Raw genomic sequence first — 16,005 nt, forward strand, 5'->3', positions numbered from 1 at the left:
TAAACTTTGATGAAAAATTAAGGCCGCAGAGTATATACCGGATCAGCAGTCTCCTAAATTAAATTCTCGGATTTCGTAAGAAAATGTTGCTTCTATAGACTATTAAAAATGAATTCTGCATATTTACATCAATAAAAACTAAAAACAGGGATTGAACAATGTTAAAAATTGAAAATATAACAAAAACTTACGACAACGGCGTAAAAGCTCTTAACAGCGTCAACTTAGATATACCTAAAGGCCTATTTGGTTTACTTGGCCCTAACGGTGCAGGTAAATCCAGTTTGATGCGTACCATTGCCACGTTGCAACAACCCGATACCGGCAGTATTTACTTTGACGAAATCAATGTGCTCACACAGCCCAATGAATTACGTCAACGTTTAGGTTATTTGCCACAAGATTTTGGTGTGTATCCCCGAGTCAGTGCTTACGATTTATTAGATCATTTAGCTATTCTAAAAGGCATTGCTAACAAAGGTGAACGTAAAGAAGCCGTTAACGGCTTATTGGCTCACACTAATTTGTTTCAACACCGTAAAAAAGCAGTCAGTGGTTTTTCAGGTGGCATGCGTCAGCGTTTTGGTATTGCGCAAGCCTTGTTAGGCGACCCTGACTTATTAATTGTAGACGAACCCACAGCCGGCCTTGATCCAGAAGAACGTAATCGTTTCCATAACCTACTTGTGACGTTAGGTGAAGAAAAAGTCATTATTTTATCAACGCATATTGTCGATGACGTATCTGAGCTTTGCCCGAATATGGCGGTATTAGGTAACGGCCAAATATTGTTACAAGGTAATCCATTAGACATCACCGCCGACTTAAACGGACAAATTTGGCGTAAAACGGTATCTATCGATGAAGCCGCGGTATTAGAAAATACTCTGCCTGTTATTTCAAAACGTCTATTCGCGGGTCGCACGGTATTACACGTACTGGCGCCTGATGCACCTGAAGGTTTTGAAAGCACCCCTGCGACATTAGAAGATGTGTATTTCTCTACTTTACACAACTCTCGACAGACCCCTCAACATAACTCTCATTTAACCCAAGCAGCATAAGGAAGCTCAGTTATGTTTACTCAAATGTTAGGGTTTGAATGGCGCTATTTTACTCGCCAGCCCTCTTTTATTGTGACTTGTTTAGTTTTTTTCTTATTGCCATTCCTAGCCATCACCATTGATGGCGTGCAGATTGGTTCAGGTGGCAATGTATTGTTTAACAGTCCCTTTGCTATTAGCCAAACCATGCTGGTTTTTGGCCTGTTTGGCATGTTTATGGTGGTCAATTTTGTAGCCAGTACTGCCACACGAAACCATACATCTTTCATGTCAGAGATTATTTATACCAAACCTATTAAACCTTTAAGTTACAACCTTGGACGTTTTTTGGGCGCTTATTTAATATGCCTAGCCGTATTTGCCATGGTGCCATTGGGTTTATTTATAGGCAGCTTAATGCCTTGGATCGATGGTGAAAGAGTTGGCCCAAATAGCTTGATGATGTATGTGCAACCCTTCTTGATTTTTTCCACTACGACCATTCTTGTTCTTGCTACTTTATTCTATGGCGTCACCAATTTTTTTAAAAGTGTGATGGCTGGTTACATCTGTGCCTTAGGTTTGTTTATTTTGTATTTCGTTTCTGGGCAAGTCTTTAATGAACCCGAGCAACGTACGATTAGAGCATTACTTGACCCCTTTGCCCTAGGTTCATTTCGTGAATATACCCGCTATTGGACAACCTTTGAAAAGAACGCATTATTACCCGTTCTTGAGGGTGCTATCTTACATAATCGATTATTGTGGCTGGCGGTAGGTAGTTTAATTTTGTTGACAGCAGGCGGGCTATCTAAGCCATTAAATTTCACGACAAACAAAGCCGGTAAAAAAACAAAGAAAGAAAAAATAGATGTTATTCCCGCCAACAGCAATATTGCGATTAAAGCTTCAGACAATAACAGTTTTGCGCAATTTATCTTGCGTACCAAGTTTGAAATAAAGCAAGTCGTGTTAAGCCCTGCATTCCCTATTTTATTGCTATTTTCGGCCTTTCAACTTATTGCCGGTTTTCTTAACATAAATGGTGCTTTTGGCGCCCCAAACTGGCCACTCACCCAAACTTTAGTGCAAATCATTATGGCTGCTTTTGGCCTAATGACGATTATTGTCATTACTTATTACACAGCAGAAGTGGTTTGGCGTGAACGTACTGTGGGTATGGGCGATATTGTCGATAGTATGCCGGTGGGCAATGTCACTTTTTGGTTATCAAAATTACTTGCAGTGATGTTAGTGATTGTATCGTTACATTTTGTCGGTTTGGTGATGGCTATTGTCAAACAATTGCTTTCGGGTTATGAAAACATTGAATTCGGGCAATATTTGATCAGCTTATTGTATTTTGGTGTATTGCCCTTTTGCCTACTTATAGTATTGGCATTTTTACTCCAAGTATTAAGCCCTAATAAATACGTGGGCATGTTAATTTTTGTTGGCTACATAATTGTATCCAGTGTGTTTGGTCAAATAGGCATTGAACACAACATGTTTAATTTTGGTGGCGCTCCTATTTTGCAATACTCAGACTTGAATGGCTACGGCTGGTTTATTCAGACTCAAAGCTGGTACATGCTTTATTGGAGTGCTCTGTCAGTCGTGCTGGGTGTGATGAGTTATGGAATGTGGCAACGAGGCCCTCAGGCGTCGCTTAAACAACGTTTTAATTTATTAAGTTATCAGCTAGGTAAACCAGGTAAAAGTATTGCCGCAGCAGCCATGCTGATATTTCTAGCAACAGGTGGTTATATTCATTACAACACCAAAGTGTTGAATAAATTTTATGGCCAAGAAGAGAGTTTGAATACGCAAGCTGATTACGAAAAAAACTACGTTGAATTTCGTGACGCACCAATGCCATCAGTTGTGAGCATAAATGCAGCCATCGATATTTTCCCTGAGGAACGACGTATCGCAGCCAGCGCGAATATATCTTTGATTAACCGCACGGCACAGCCCATTTCGCGTTTTCTAGTCAATATTCCACAGCATACTAAAATTTATGATGTGCAGATTAGCGGTGGAAAATTAGGCGAAACCAACCCTAAATATAACGTGGCATGGTTCGAATTTGTCGAGCCTATGTCTCCCGGTGAAGAACGTGCAGGTAAATTATCTGTAGTCCGTGCTCATCGAGGGTTTAAAGACAGAGGTGAAGATGTCACTTTGGTGAAAAATGGTACCTTTATAAACAACTTCGAGTTATTCCCATCTTTTGGTTTTAATGAGAGTTACCTAATAAGAGATCAGCATGAACGCCGTAAACGAGACTTAGAGCCTTTACAGCGGGCATATAAACTTGAAGATACTAGCCGTTATGCGGAAAGCTTTTTTGGCAGGGGTGTCGAGTTTATTGATTTTAGTGCCACAATCTCTACCAGCGACGATCAATTTGCCATTGTACCGGGGTATTTGCAAAAAGAATGGCAACAGGATGGCCGCAATTATTATCGATACGAAATGGACGCACCAATGATTAACTTTTTTAGTGTGATGTCGGCTGATCTAGAAAAGAAAACGGTCGAACATGATGGAATTAACATCGAGGTTTACTACCATAAAAATCATCATTGGAATGTGGACAGAATGATTGAGTCTAGCCAAGACTCCCTCGACTACTTTCAACAAGTATTTAGCCCTTATCAACACAAACAATTAAGGATCATAGAGTTTCCAGGCTACCGCGGATTTGCACAAAGTTTTGCTAACACTGTGCCCTACTCCGAAAATATTGGTTTTATTTCGGACTTACGTAACCCTGAAGATATTGACCCAGTTTATTACGTCACTGCTCACGAAGTGGCTCACCAGTGGTGGGGGCATCAACTTAACGCTGCCAATGTGCAAGGGAGCGCGGTATTGTCTGAAACCTTGTCGCAATACAGCGCCTTAATGGTCATGAAGAAAAAGTATGGTGAAATAAAGCTACGTAAGTTTTTAACCCATGAATTGGATCGTTATTTAAGAGGTCGCAGTGCAGAGCGGATCGAAGAAATGCCACTGCTACGCGCTGAAAACCAACAATACATTCATTATCAAAAGGGCTCTGTAGTGATGATGGCCTTGGTTAACAAACTAGGTGAAGAACGCCTTAATCAAGCCCTGCAAGCCTTATTAAATGAATATCAGTTTAGAGAAGACTTATACCCTACTACGTTAGACTTGGTTAGACATTTAAACAGTGTGTCGAACAAAGAACAGCAGGCTTATATTAAAGACTTGTTTGAGCAAATCACTATTTACGATTTACGTGCTAAAGAGGTCATTAAGGAAGAGCTTGAAGATAATAAAACCAAGGTGACATTAACCGTATCAGCACAACAGTTTAGTGCTGATGGAAAAGGTAAAGAAACAGAACAGCCTTTTGCAAAAGAAGTAGAGATTGTTTTGTTCAGCGAAGATCCTAATGATTTTGCCGCTGAAAACAAAATAATCTATCAAGGTCTACACGCCATTGAAAGTGGTGATACAGTTATAGAATTAATTGTTGACGAAGTGCCTAACTTTGCCGGTATAGACCCCTTTGTACGTTTTATAGACCGAGACACAGGCAATAATATTATTAAGCTGTAGTGCTAGTGTAGAGCTGTTTCAGTGCTAATATTGCACTGTTTAATTTGTTAAGTTAAGCCCTCATCCGAGGGCTTTTTTATAGTACTTTTCTGTAGTTTTCAATTGTCTTTTATGAATTTTTCACCAAGAGGTTAGTCAGTGTCTTTAATCAGAACAGGTTGTCCTACATGGACCCATGAACAATGGTTCGGTAGCTTATTTCCAGCCAACACTGCAAAAGAACGCAGCCTCGAAGCTTACGCCAAATATTTTAACAGTATCGAAGGTAACACCAGTTTCTACCATATTCCTGACGAAAAAACGCTGCAGCGCTGGGCTGACCAAGTACCTAATGATTTTCGTTTTACCTTTAAATTTCACCGCAGTATTAGTCACGATAAAAAGCTGCTGAATATAGAAGACGATTTACACTTAGTCCTCAACCGCATGGCATTATTAGGACATAAGTTAGGCTGCTTAATGCTACAACTACCTGCTAGCTTTGGCCCACAGCAACTCGACACCTTAGCCCATTTCATCCGCCTTTTACCCAGTGACTTCCGCTATGCCGTTGAAGTCAGGCACTTAGGATTTTTCGATAAAAGTAATAATGAAAAAGCATTGAATCAATTACTAATAGAAAACAATATAAACCGCGTGATCATGGACACCAGAGCTTTATTTGCCTGCACTGCTAATGGCGATAAAATCATTGTAGATGCACAGAGAAAAAAACCTAAGGTGCCTACCCATGTCATTGCTACATCAGACACACCTTTAGTACGTTTTGTCGGTCACCCTATTATTCAAGCAAATAAACCTTTTTATACCCCTTGGATCCACAAAACTAAACAATGGTTGGATGAAGGCAAGTCGCCCTATTTATTTTTTCATATGGCCAATACATTCGATGCGCCATGGTTAGCCGAAGCATTTTTTAGTGACTTCAAGAAGCTCTACCCCGACACACCTATCCCTTCCATACCTTTACCTAAAATGCATATTAATCAACTAGATATTTTTGGACTTTGAGTCGATTTCTGTATGATGTTGCAAATACACATTAATTTTTGAGCAACCAATGTCATCACCACTCTCACATATCCGCGTACTTGAACTTAGCCGCATATTGGCCGGACCTTGGGCCGGACAGATGCTGGCAGACCTAGGTGCAGAAATAATCAAAGTAGAAAAACCCATTCAAGGTGATGACACTCGCCATTGGGGGCCCCCTTATCTGAATAACCAACAAAGCGAAGCCCCAACAGAATCGGCATATTTTTTATCTGCTAATCGCGGCAAACGGTCTATCACCATAGATATTCGACAGCCAAAAGGACAAGCTATTATTCATCAACTCATAGAAAGTTGTGATGTACTGATAGAAAACTTCAAAGTCGGTAGTTTACAAAAATACCACCTTGATTACGCTAGCTTATCAGCCATAAATCCCCAGCTTATTTATTGCTCGATTACAGGTTTTGGCCAAAACGGTCCTTATGCGCAAAGAGCCGGATACGACTTTTTGTTACAAGGTATGGGTGGACTCATGAGTGTAACCGGCGAGCCTGACCACTTACCTGGCGGTGGCCCGCAAAAAGTTGGTGTAGCACTCACTGACATACTCACTGGCATGTATGCCACCACAGCGATACAAGCGGCGATTATAGAGCGTGAAAAATCTAGGTTAGGCCAACATATTGACCTTGCCTTGCTCGATGTACAAGTGGCCTGCTTAGCCAATCAAGCGATGAACTATTTAGTGAGCGATGAGACACCCAAACGTATGGGCAATGCCCACCCGAATATTGTGCCTTATCAAACCTTTCAAACCGCAGATGGCTTTATCATTTTAACCATAGGTAACGACTCACAATTTGCAGGCTTTTGTGAGGTGGCACAGTGCCAAGCATTAATCCAAGACCCTCGATTTACTACTAATCAAGCACGAGTGCGCAACAGAGAGATAGTGATTGAAAAATTGGCAAACATCATCCAAGCAAAAGACAGTGAGTTTTGGTTACAACAGTTAGAAACAAAAGGTGTGCCATGCGGCCCAATTAATGACATTGCCCAGGTCTTCGAAAACCCACAAATAAAACATCGCAAAATATTAGGTGAACTCACCCACCCAAAAAATGGAAAAGTGCCAACAATAAAAAATCCCATCAACTTTTCACGCACACCTATCGTTTACAATCAGGCGCCACCCAATCTAGGTGAACATACTGAAGATGTATTAACTGAATTGTTAGAATATGACGCTAGTGCTATTAATAAACTGCGACAATCAAACGTCATTTAAAATAAACTTACTTAGGTAGGGTTTCTTAGACACTGATTTGACCATTGAACTATCTTATATTGAAGCATTAATTCTCAGAGGATTGGTTACGTAATATAGTGTCTTACTGAATTAAACTTACTAAGGAATACAAATGCGCTTTTTATCTCGCCGATTAGTCATGCCTAATGATTTAAATTATGCCAATGCGTTATTTGGTGGCCGCGCTTTGGAATGGATTGATGAAGAAGCCGCGATTTATGCGATATGTCAGTTAGAAACCAATTACTTGGTGACCAAACATATTGGTGAAATTAGCTTTGAGTCTCCTGCTATCCAGGGTGACGTAGTGGAGTTTGGTTTGGAAACCAAAAATGTCGGTCGTACTTCTATTACGGTATCGTGCTTGGTGCGAAATAAAGCCACTAAAAAAACTATCTGCTTTGCTGATGACATTGTGTTCGTTCGAGTTGATCCAAAGAGCAAAAGACCAGCACCCCATGGTAAAACAATGGAGCAGCTAGAGACACAAACAGAACAAGAAGTTCGTAATTTGAATATAAAAAAACAAACGGTATAGGATAAGTTAACGCCATCAACCACGTTATTCCGGTAATTTCTTAAGCCAAAATTTAAATCAAAGTATTCTTACCTCATCGGTTTACTCGCATCGATTTTAAATTAAACTTAAAAATATTGTTTACGTTGAGCATTAATGGTGGTTTGTGGCTAGCCCTTCGTTAAATCAACACAGCGACGCATAGTAAACTTCGGTAAAATAACTATGATATGGCTTGGAACTATCACGCAAGTTAAGTTAGAAAACGTGCTTTAGGCGTCAGGTTCATCTGTAAACTCAGGCTAGTTATAAGGGCACAGTCTAGCTTGCTCTATTGAGCAAGCTGCCTTATTTTTAGTGTGATAAAATCATCTAGATATTCACCAGAAACGAGTTTGAAATTTTGTGGTGCCATTGGCATGACATTTCTACCATCTTGAACTACCAGTAAACCTTTTGGAAATGCATCGCCTAAAGGAATGCTTGTCACTTCAATACCATCAGTTTCAGATACTGCATCAATACCTAAAGCCTTATTCGCACCTATTGCAAATACGCCCAACAATTCATTGTTGGCATCTATGCGATAAATAGCAAAACGGTTATTTCCTTGGCTGGATACCACTAAAAATTTCTCGCCGTCTATGTTGTAAATACCCATTCCTTCAATGTCGGCCTTAACAGGTGCTTGCGCTCTTGCAATAAGTTCGGGCTGTCCATTGATGTTATCTAGTTGCATTTTCCACACCCCCCGTTGATTCCTCACAAAAAAACAAACGCTTGGTGTCGTCATCCACTACACACCCCTCGGGTTGGCTATTGGCTTTAAATGCGTCAATTTTCTTTGCGCTAATTTCGCTTGTGTTGGTGGCTAGTTGGTAGCGATTAAATTGGCCGTCCGTATCGTTAATAATCACCTCAAGTTGGTCATCATGCTGATACAAACAAAGACCATAAACATCATTTAAATCTGTTGAAATATCAATCAAATGTTTAGCCATTCCGGACTCATCAATACTAAAAACCGTCATAGATTGATTTGAACGATTACTGGCCACAGCGATGTCTTTATATTGACCGTTAACGAATATGTTTTGACGGATATCGATATTATTTATTTTACCTACCGCGAGGGTTTGTACTAATTCACCGCGTAAACTATAAATATTCAGGCCATACTTTTTATCCGTACCAAAAATCAAACTTTTACTCGGCCGGCTGGCGTGTATCCATATAGCAGGGTCATCTGCGGCATCACCAAAGCGCTGAACTGAATCGGTTTCAGCAACAGCATAAAACGCCTCTACTGCATCAAAATCAGCTTGCTGGAGTTTATTTTTTTTAACAGACAGCTTAGTTTTACCAATTTGAGCTGCCAACCAATCCACTTCTATTGCGTACAATTGTTGCTGACTTTCATCGTATGCTCCCATCAATAATTTAGCGCTGTTTGTAGCAATATTAATTGACGATAAACGAATATTATTAGGTAAGCTGATATCTGCAGGTGCAGGAAGTAAATTAGGCTCATCGTTTGCAGCGAACACCCAAATATTGTTACTGTCAGGACTGGCTGCAAAAACATATCCTGATGCATGCGTACTAATGCTTTCGACTTCTCCAGACACTGTAAAAGGTATCAACTTACGTTCGTTTTCGCCTTCGTTAAGTGCATCATATTGCCATATTCCAACTTCTTCCTCGGCTATTAATAATTGATGTGTTGTATCAATCACTGCACAGTCAGACATATTGGGGCCAATATTTAAAGATCTAATGGCTGGCAAACGTGCGCTCAATTGACTGTCAACAAGCTCGATTTCAATCCCGTGATGTTGAAGAACACCTAACGTGTCAATCGTGAATAAAGATAAACCGTCTCTGGTATTGCCAAGACACACCCCTTCGATATCCGATTCATTCGCAGGCAAGCTAGCCAGTTTATTAAATGAGGCTTGCGCAATATCAAAATGCAAAAGATGGATAGCAGAAGTGCTGTCATCTAAAGCGGCAATCAATATCATGTGTGGTTGTTGTATTGAAATACGCCAATCTATAGTTGCCACCTTACCGCTCCATTGACTTATTGGCGTAAAGTCGCTGTCGAGCCATGTTAAACCTTCATCTGCGTCAACAACTAACCACCCATTGGCATTGTCTAAATCAATTGGATAGGCTTCTTGCCCTTGTATATCTATCTGGTTAAATGACAATACCTTGTTGTCAGACTTACCTTGAACAGTGTTATTCTGACAGCCACCTAGTAAAACCAAAGCCAATAAAAAATAAACAGATTGCGTTATTTTCATTTTGCTTCTCGATCGATGTTATAACGATAAACAACATTGCCGTTGTCACCAATAAATTGCACTACAAGGGCATCAGTGCCGATTGATAGCGCTGCAAATCCAGCACTAGAAGATGAAAAACGCGTAAAATCTACTTTTCCCGTAGGGCGTAGTTTTGAGCCAGCACCCGAAATAAAATGTTCAACCGTTTTACCTGTTACTTGGTTGTGCTGTAGGTCATGCTCATGACCTGCAAAGTACGCATGTACACGGTATTTTTCTAAAATAGGCTCTAGTACTGATTTGATCCCGTCGGTTGCACCATAACGTTTGCCACTCGAATACAGTGGATGGTGTCCAAATACGATGCGCCAGTCCGCTTTACTGTTGGATAACGTTTGATGTAACCATATAAGTTGCGCATCGGCGTCTTGTGTTTGAGTTTCTTGGTATTTAGTCTCGCCCTGATAGTCTGGATTAAGTGGGCTTGTATCAATAAATAGCAAATGTGCTTGGGTACCGTCATCAAGCGTAATCAGTTTCTCATAGTACTGTGCCGGTAGCTCCCAGCGCCGACTCACTTGACTGTAGTCAATTTGGGCTTGCCAATTGCCTCTATAATCGTGGTTTCCTAAGGTAGGATACCAATCGATAAATAAATTAGGTCCCTGATAAATTTGCTCAAACGAGGTATTCCAAATAGGGTCGTGAATGGATGCCACACCGTTATCGTAAAAGTTGTCGCCGGTGGTTACGACCATTTCTGCATCCAGATAGTGAGAAGCAATATCCATCCATTTAGCCACTGAACGTTGTGAATAATGTCCATTTCGGCCCCAATCGCCAAGTATTAGTAAATCCACATCCGAGTCTTCAGCGAACAGCTGTTTTATTTCATGGGCTTGGTAATATTTATCATCATAGCTTTGCGCATTTATAAATGGTGGCGCGGCAAGCGTTGGAGTAATCGTTATCAATTGCCATAAAACAATCAATAGGTAAATAAAACATGACTTAGGTATCTGACTCATAAAATCCTCAAAATAACGCAAGCCATCAACTGAAACGATGACCTGCTTTATTTGTTAAATGTGTTAAATGTTTAGGCAACTTGAATTAATGTTAAGTGGTTTATAATTGCCAGCGAAACCCTAACTCGAAAGTGCGGCCATACTCTTCGAACTGGGCATTTCTGTTGCGTGTATCAAAGTAGTTATAGAAACTCTCGTTGCTTAAATTAATGGCATTAAAATAGATATTCATGTCGTCGTTAATGAAGTATTTACCTGAGAAATCTATATGTTGATAATCATCTTCAATGCGCAACATATCACCATCAATCTCTTCTAAGTTATCACTCTTATAAGACATAGTGAGACGCAGCGACCAGCTATTATTCTCATATCCCACGGTGAGATTACCAATCCGATCTGATTGGTTTGGCAAGTCAGTTTCAAATTTTTCGCCGTCTAAAAAGGTGGTTGCATCAGTACTTGAGAAAGTGCCGTTAGCGGCAAGTAATAGTCCACTGTCAAACGCTTTTACCCAAGACAACTCCATTCCTGTTAATGTTGCTTTATCACCATTGACGGGTTGAAATACCTCTTTAAAACCCTGCCATTGTTGAGTGCTCGCAACATCTGCAACTATAATAAAGTTATCAATTTCTTTATAAAATAAACCTGCTGATAATACGCCAATAGTGCCGGGATAATATTCAAGTGATAAATCGAAGTTATCAGATTCATAGGGTTGCAACTCTGGATTACCTACTTCGGCCTCGCGCTGTGTAACAAATTCACCGTCATCTTCTTCTGTGTTTGACTCAATAATTTGAAAAGCAGCAGACTGTTCAAATATTGGGCGTGAAATCGTTTGCGAATAAGCACCGCGCATCACCACTTCATCGGAAAAAGCGTAGCGAGCATTAAAACTAAATAACAAATAGTCATAATCTCGCTCAGTAGCCCAAGGTGTATTAATAACCTCTTCGATGTCGTTTTCTTCATCATTAATGAGTTCGACACGCATACCAGACGTTGTGAAGTCGGTTTTTTCATATCGAATGCCACCGACAAGTCGTAATTTTTCCCAATCAAATTGGCCCATAACATAGGCAGCAAAAATATCTTCGGTGCTGACATATGAAGCACCATTAGATTCAACTTCGGAGTCTAATGCTTCAAGCTCTAACAAAGGCAGTTGTTGCGTAAAGTCTTCTCTGAGAAGCTCTCGGTTCAGACCTGGACCAAAATCACCTAAATTATAATCAAGTTCATCGATAGCAAATTTGCTGCCATTTACACTGTCAAAATCACCACCATAAATACTGATGTTAGCCAGCGCCGATTTTTCGCGTTGACGGTACTTAAAACCAGACTTGAATAAAGTCAGTCCACTTTTGTTGTCAAACGACTTAGTAATGTTCCCTTGAATGCTAGTCTCTGTATCTTCAGCCAGATTTTTTTCAAAGCTAATTTCATCAAGATCGTAATTGGCTAAATCGTTAGCCATCGCATTAACCGAGATTTGCGGGATCTCAGTGTCTAAGTTTGCCTCTACACTGGGATTTTCTGATACAAAAACGTAATAAAGCCCATCAGGATCTGTTTCATCCGACTTGGCATAACCTAGCTGATAATCCAGTGACCATAACCCTCGTTGATGCTCGCCGCCTGTTGCTAATGTAAAGATTGTCTGGGTTTCTTTGCGGTCTTTTGACTCACGCTCTATTTCAGAGTCATCCCCATCCAGCTTAAAAATATTGGCTTGACGAAATTCGTCATCAGAGAATTCACTGTAGAGCGTGCGCATGAAAAACTCGTCATTGAAATTGGGACGGTAATCGAGATTTATTGCTGTGCCTAAACGCTCTCTAGTGATGCTGTAATGACGTTGTTCGGCCTCGTCATCGCCATTTGACTCGATGTTGTCAGAGCCAAAATCACGTTTAAAGTAAGAGACGGCGGCAGCGACTCCAAAGGTATCATCGATTAATCGAGTCAGGGTAATAGATGCTTTTGGAGCGAGCTCATCCCGCAACTGGTTTTGGCTTAATCCAGCTGAGATTATGGTGGTGTCTTGTGTGCGGTCAAAGGCACTAATACTTTTCACATTAATCGCACCGCCCACTGCATCCGCATCCATATCCGCAGATATGGTTTTGGATACTTCTAAAGTTTGGATCAGCTCAGACGGAATAATATCTAAGGCAACAGACCTAACACCGGCTTCTGGTGAGGGAATATTGAGGCCATTAATTGTGACACTATTAAGATTAGGATCGATGCCTCTAATTCCAACAAGACGTCCTTCCCCTTGATCCCTCTCAATAGAAATACCAGGCAAGCGTTGTAGTGATTCAGCCGCATTTTGATCAGGAAAATCACCAATCGAATCAGCAGATACTACTGATACAATATTACGTGCATTACGTTGTTGATTGATAGCACTGGCTTTACCACTGCGTTGACCTCGCACTATGACGACGTCAAGCGCTGCTTTTTGTGCAAGCAATTCAATTGTGGGCAACACGTTTTCACCTGAGCTCACCATCACTGTTTGGGTAATAGTTTGAGCGCCTAAGTATGTGATTTTTAATTCATACTCGCCCTCAGGAAGATTAGGAAAGCGAAACGTACCATCAGTTCTAGATAACGATGTGCGATTTAATGCTTCAATTTCTACTTTAGCCCCTGCAAAAACGCGTTGATTATTTTGGTCTGTTAATTTTCCAAAAAGACTCGCAGTTTGCTGTGCCATTACCATAGAACTTGCAGCAGCCAAGCTAACAGCTATAGCTAATTTACTTAATTTGTTGCGCATACCATTACCCTTATCTTGTGCATACGATATTAGAAAACGTCGCTTACACTAGTTGCGGATTATTGCATTCAGGTGACAGTCATTTGACCGAATGACAACACCTTCTTCTTTATCTCTATTTAGACCCAAAATCATACATTTATGAGCTAGAATGACCCCTTTCGCAAGCGTTACTCTTATTGCCCTGTCAACATTTACGCTTGATTAATTCCAGCATATTCATTTTTTTGTCACATCGTTGAGCCAATATGACCCTACACAATTATTATTGTGCAGCTGAGGGTGTTAAGTGACCTTGCAACAACCTCGTCTTTTCATTGGTGTTGTTATTTAGAGATATGTTCGAGCAATTCGCAGGAGCACTTAGCATGAAGTTTGACCTTTTGATGCAACATTCACGTTTAGTCATCTTTCACGTAAGCCTTTTATTGATGGCAATATTGTTGTCGAGCATCAGTGGCGAGTTTGTGCCTTTGGAAACGATTGAATGGTCTGATGTAATTGGCGAGGGCAGCATCGCACTGCTAACCATATTTTGGACGCTAGCCGTTATAATGAGTCGCCCGTCAGGCAAAGTAACAAATTTGCTAGTAATAGGGCTGAGTTTGGTTACCTTTTCAGCAATCTTAGATTTATTTGACGAATTTATGGCTCCAATCAGCGCTGTAAATTGGATCAGCTTATTTGAGTCGATCCCGGCGGCGATTGGCATGCTTGTGATGAGTTATGCATTGTATCTGTGGCACCTCGAGCAATTGGCCCTCAACCAACAGCTACAACGACGAGAACTTGATTATCGATGGCATCAAGAGATAGATGCCATTACTTTACTGTATCGTGGCAGCTACTGGAAAGAACGGGCAAGCAGCCTTATCAGTAACAAGGTACCAGCCTCTATTATTGTTATTGACGTGGTCAATTTTTCATATGTTAATGCGCAATATGGCATCGTTGAAGGTAACCGGATTTTACGAGAAATTGCTCACTTATTGTTAATGAATATTAGAAACACTGACTTAGTCTGTCGTTATGCGGGAGATAGGTTTGTTATATTATTGCCACAGACTAACCTACAAGATGCGTTTGAATTGATTAACCAAATCGAGCGCAGTATTGAAAATGTTGCATTTAAACCCAGTAACAAAAATGTGTCTTTATTTACCAAAGTTAAGAGCGTTGCAGGCCGCTTAGTGTTAACTGAAACAACTGAACATACGCTGAGCAAACTCAATCAAGAACTAGATACGTTAGGCGAGCATGCAGCCTAATGCTTAAAGGCTGCTTAACCAACAAAACTAAAGCGTTCGACGCGAATTATATGGCGTCTAACTTGTATGCATTAGCCACAGCGCGAGGCGCAAATAAAGATAAACTTTTGCATGGTACCGGTATATTTACTGATGACTTCACCAACAATAGATTACTGAGTGTGAATCAACTGTTGATACTTATTCAAAATGCCCAGCACTTATGTAGCGGCCATGATATTGCGTTTCAATTTGGTCACAGTCTGGTCAATACGATTGATGCACAATATCCCGATTTAGTGAACGCATTAAAAAGCACAAGTGATTTTATTGGCTGCATGCGAGTGTTATCAATCATGAACGTGCAAATTTTCCCCTTTATGTCAGCTCATACATTTAAAGATCCGGATAATATTTATATTGTTTTACAAGATTCGATCGGTTTACGAAAAAATCAAACCTTTATGATTGAGGCAAGTTGCACTGCCCTTGTTGCGATGTCAAAAACATGTATCGGGCGACGGTTGAAATTTTCCTTTTCATTCCCGTTTGCAAGACCAAAACATATTTATGAGTATGAAGAAAACTTAGGTAGTCGGCTGACGTTTTCTCATCCTATGTTAACCATAAAACTACCCATTTCGGAAACAACAATATCCTGTCCAGATAGGCACCCAGGATTAAATCGTTACGCGGTTAAAACAGTCATCAATAAACGGCTTTATAAATTTAGTTTAATGGACAAGATACGTAGTCAGTTGCGCTCTAAGCCAGGTCGAACGTTGCCTGAACTTGCAACATTAAACAGTCTTAGCCAAGCATCATTCAAACGAATATTGAAAGAGCATAATATAAGTTTCCAGCAGCTAGTGGATGAATTGTGTTGTCAAGAAGCGTTATATTATTTACAAATTCAGAAGCTAAAAAATGAACAAAGTGCAGCTTATATGCGCTTTAACGACGTCAATAATTTTAGACGTGCAGTAAAGCGTTGCACTGGGTTAACCCCAAGTGAATTGCGGCAAACCTAAAAGTATTATCTTTCAAAACTGACCTTCTCCACAAACGATGGCAAATAAGTAACGCCATTATTTCTGCTCGAAACTTTAAACAATTAATTATTTTTCGCTCGTATTATCTGACGCTTTTTAAAATTATGGGCGCCTTGTCTCGCTTCCCATTAAGCGTT

11 protein-coding genes are annotated in these 16,005 nt (G+C 40.4%); 7 read left to right on the top strand and 4 right to left on the bottom strand.

The window, feature by feature from the left end:
• Nucleotides 1-158: 158 nt before the first annotated feature.
• The 5 genes from C427_RS17165 (at nucleotide 159) to C427_RS17185 (ending at nucleotide 7,477) form a co-directional block, all read left to right on the top strand.
• On the top strand, nucleotides 159-1,064 hold the full coding sequence (locus C427_RS17165) for an ABC transporter ATP-binding protein (RefSeq protein ID WP_007634341.1): 906 nt from the start codon (nucleotides 159-161) through the stop codon (nucleotides 1,062-1,064).
• Nucleotides 1,065-1,076: 12 nt separating this feature from the next.
• On the top strand, nucleotides 1,077-4,634 hold the full coding sequence (locus C427_RS17170; protein ID WP_007634338.1) for an ABC transporter permease/M1 family aminopeptidase: 3,558 nt from the start codon (nucleotides 1,077-1,079) through the stop codon (nucleotides 4,632-4,634).
• A gap of 138 nt (nucleotides 4,635-4,772) precedes the next feature.
• Nucleotides 4,773-5,645, top strand: a complete 873-nt coding sequence (locus tag C427_RS17175; RefSeq protein ID WP_007634336.1) for a DUF72 domain-containing protein — start codon at nucleotides 4,773-4,775, stop codon at nucleotides 5,643-5,645.
• A gap of 49 nt (nucleotides 5,646-5,694) precedes the next feature.
• Nucleotides 5,695-6,918, top strand: a complete 1,224-nt coding sequence (locus tag C427_RS17180) for a CaiB/BaiF CoA transferase family protein (RefSeq protein WP_007634334.1) — start codon at nucleotides 5,695-5,697, stop codon at nucleotides 6,916-6,918.
• Nucleotides 6,919-7,051: 133 nt separating this feature from the next.
• On the top strand, nucleotides 7,052-7,477 hold the full coding sequence (locus C427_RS17185; protein WP_007634332.1) for an acyl-CoA thioesterase: 426 nt from the start codon (nucleotides 7,052-7,054) through the stop codon (nucleotides 7,475-7,477).
• Nucleotides 7,478-7,787: 310 nt separating this feature from the next.
• Here the strand turns inward: C427_RS17185 and C427_RS27730 are convergent, their stop codons facing one another.
• From C427_RS27730 to C427_RS17200, 4 genes are all read right to left on the bottom strand, one after another.
• Nucleotides 7,788-8,195, bottom strand: a complete 408-nt coding sequence (locus C427_RS27730; RefSeq protein WP_015431114.1) for a phytase — start codon at nucleotides 8,193-8,195, stop codon at nucleotides 7,788-7,790.
• The gene (locus tag C427_RS17190; RefSeq protein WP_015431115.1) at nucleotides 8,182-9,765 is read right to left on the bottom strand and encodes a phytase; all 1,584 of its coding nucleotides are present in this window, start codon (nucleotides 9,763-9,765) and stop codon (nucleotides 8,182-8,184) included. Before C427_RS17190 ends, C427_RS27730 begins: the two co-directional genes overlap by 14 nt.
• Nucleotides 9,762-10,775 (bottom strand): metallophosphoesterase, encoded by a 1,014-nt coding sequence (locus C427_RS17195; RefSeq protein WP_007634330.1) that lies wholly within the window; start codon nucleotides 10,773-10,775, stop codon nucleotides 9,762-9,764. The genes C427_RS17190 and C427_RS17195 overlap by 4 nt, the downstream gene beginning before the upstream one ends.
• A 100-nt stretch (nucleotides 10,776-10,875) precedes the next feature.
• Entirely contained in the window at nucleotides 10,876-13,569 is a 2,694-nt protein-coding gene (locus C427_RS17200; RefSeq protein WP_007634329.1) for a TonB-dependent receptor, read from the bottom strand.
• A gap of 368 nt (nucleotides 13,570-13,937) precedes the next feature.
• Here C427_RS17200 and C427_RS17205 point away from each other — a divergent pair, with 368 nt between their 5' ends.
• Complete coding sequence (locus C427_RS17205) at nucleotides 13,938-14,837, top strand: GGDEF domain-containing protein (protein WP_007634328.1); 900 nt, start codon at nucleotides 13,938-13,940, stop codon at nucleotides 14,835-14,837.
• Nucleotides 14,837-15,847 carry an AraC family transcriptional regulator gene (locus C427_RS17210; RefSeq protein WP_007634327.1) on the top strand — a complete coding sequence of 337 codons (1,011 nt, stop codon included), beginning with the start codon at nucleotides 14,837-14,839 and terminating at the stop codon, nucleotides 15,845-15,847. The genes C427_RS17205 and C427_RS17210 overlap by 1 nt, the downstream gene beginning before the upstream one ends.
• The last annotated feature ends 158 nt before the right edge of the window (nucleotides 15,848-16,005 follow it).

It is taken from the genome of Paraglaciecola psychrophila 170 (assembly GCF_000347635.1).
Taxonomy (GTDB): Bacteria; Pseudomonadota; Gammaproteobacteria; order Enterobacterales; family Alteromonadaceae; genus Paraglaciecola; species Paraglaciecola psychrophila.